This window comes from Nocardioides pelophilus, assembly GCF_014180685.1.
GTDB classification, from domain to species: domain Bacteria; phylum Actinomycetota; class Actinomycetes; order Propionibacteriales; family Nocardioidaceae; genus Nocardioides; species Nocardioides pelophilus.
The window spans coordinates 12,454-14,248 of sequence record NZ_JACEHF010000107.1 but is presented as its reverse complement, the minus strand read 5'-3'; the positions used below and the strand labels follow the sequence as shown (position 1 = coordinate 14,248).

Genomic DNA, 1,795 nt, shown 5'->3' with positions numbered 1-1,795 from the left:
GGTTGGAGCCGCGTCGGAGACCGTCTCGCGCCCGTGGGGTCGACCAGCACGACCTCGGCGCCGAGCCGGTCGTGCCCCTCGCGGAACACGGTCGCCGAGACCGGGAACGGTTCGCCGACCGTGGCCTTCGCCGGCAGCCGGCCGTTGTCGACCAGGGGGTGTACGTCGATCACAGGGATGCGTCCGACCATGCCTCCCACCCAACCATTTACCTGGTGACGGTGCGAGCGGGTGGATTCGCGACGGAGGGGTAAGGGACAGCCCGCCACCCGCTGGTCGAGCTGCGACGAGCGCAGCAAGGAGCCTCGAGACCAAGGGAGCCCGCGGCGGAGTCACCCCGCCCGTACGTTGAGGCCATGACTAGGGAGCTGTGGGACCGGGAGGCTGCGACGTTCGACGACGAGCCGGACCACGGTCTCGCCGATCCGCGCACCCGCGCGGCCTGGCGCGAGCTGCTGCTGGGGGTGATCCCGTCGCCACCGGCACGGGTCGCGGACCTCGGCTGCGGCACCGGGACGCTGACGCGGCTGCTGGTCGACGAGGGGTACGCCGTCGACGGTCTCGACTTCTCGCCGGCGATGATCCGGCAGGCGCGGGCGAAGGTGCCGGAGGCGACGTTCACGATCGGCGATGCGGCGGCGCCGACGCTCGCCCCAGCGACCTACGACGTCGTGCTCAGCCGTCACGTGCTGTGGGCGATGCCCGATCCGGCGGCGGCGTTCGCTCGGTGGGTGGACCTGCTGGCGCCCGGAGGGGTCGTCGTGCTCGTCGAGGGCAGCTGGGCGACGGGCGCCGGCCTGAGTGCGAGCGAGGCCGAAGCGGTCGCGCGGACGAGGCGAACCGCGGTAGAGGTGCGGCAGCTCCCCGACGCGGTGCTCTGGGGCAAGGAGATCGCCGACGAGCGCTACCTGCTGGTCGCGCGCAGCTGACTCAGACCGTCAGGTCCCAGACGTCCACGTCGTCGCCGGCGTCGCGGTCGGTGAGGTCCGCGGGCAGGTCGATCAGGCAGTCCGCGCCGGCGAGCCAGCCCAGGAAGCCCGAGCCGGGGGGACCCCACGGTTCGACGGTTCCCGCGGCGAGGTCGAGGCGGCCGCGTCGGAACTGCCGCTTGCCGGCCGGCGACGTCACCGGCTCGGTCAGCGCGGCGCGGACGATGCGCCGGAACGGCTGCGGGTGCCCGTACGACGCCCGCAGTGCCGGACGCACGAAGACCTCGAACGACACCAGGGAGCTGACGGGGTTGCCGGGGAGGCACACGACCGCGGTGTCGGCGTACCGCCCCGAGCCCTGAGGCATCCCGGGCTGCATGCCGACCTTGGTGAACTCCACGCCCCGGGGCCCGAGCGCGTCCTTGACCACCTCGTAGGCGCCGGCGCTGACGCCGCCGGAGGTGAGGATGAGGTCGACGCCGGCGTCGACCTCGGCGTCGAGGGTGCGGAGGAAGGTCGGTACGTCGTCGGCGACCCACAGGCGGCGGATCGCGACGGCGCCGGCGTCCTCGACGGCGGCGGCCAGCATGTGGCTGTTCGAGTCGCGGATCTGGCCCGAGCCGGGTACCGGGTCGTCGGTGAGCTCGGAGCCGGTCGAGCAGACCAGCACCCGTGGCCGCGGCCGCACCGAGACCTCGCGCACGCCGAGTGCTGCCAGCAGGCCGATCTGGCTCGCGCCGAGCAGCACGCCCGCCGGGAGGACGGTGTCCCCCACGGCGACGTCGCCGCCGGTGGCGCGGATGAACGAGCCGGTGTCCCGGGCGGCGGTGATCGTGACCACCTCGGTGCCGCCGTCGGTCGCCTCG

At 73.8% G+C, this 1,795-nt stretch carries 3 protein-coding genes; 1 reads left to right on the top strand and 2 read right to left on the bottom strand.

What is annotated here, in order from left to right:
• The coding region (locus tag H0488_RS15945; protein ID WP_183100249.1) for a maltotransferase domain-containing protein at positions 1-191 on the bottom strand (191 nt) is incomplete at its 3' end.
• A 165-nt stretch (positions 192-356) separates the two neighbouring features.
• Between H0488_RS15945 and H0488_RS15940 the strand changes: the two genes are divergently transcribed.
• Positions 357-929 carry a class I SAM-dependent methyltransferase gene (locus H0488_RS15940; RefSeq protein ID WP_183100248.1) on the top strand — a complete coding sequence of 191 codons (573 nt, stop codon included), beginning with the start codon at positions 357-359 and terminating at the stop codon, positions 927-929.
• A 1-nt stretch (position 930) separates the two neighbouring features.
• Here the strand turns inward: H0488_RS15940 and H0488_RS15935 are convergent.
• A partial coding sequence (locus tag H0488_RS15935; protein ID WP_220794665.1) for a molybdopterin molybdotransferase MoeA occupies positions 931-1,795 on the bottom strand: 865 nt, incomplete at its 5' end.

Coding starts and splice junctions, on each gene's coding strand:
- H0488_RS15940 (WP_183100248.1), top strand. CDS start 357: ATGACTAGGGAGCTGTGGGACCGGGAGGCTGCGACGTTCGACGACGAG.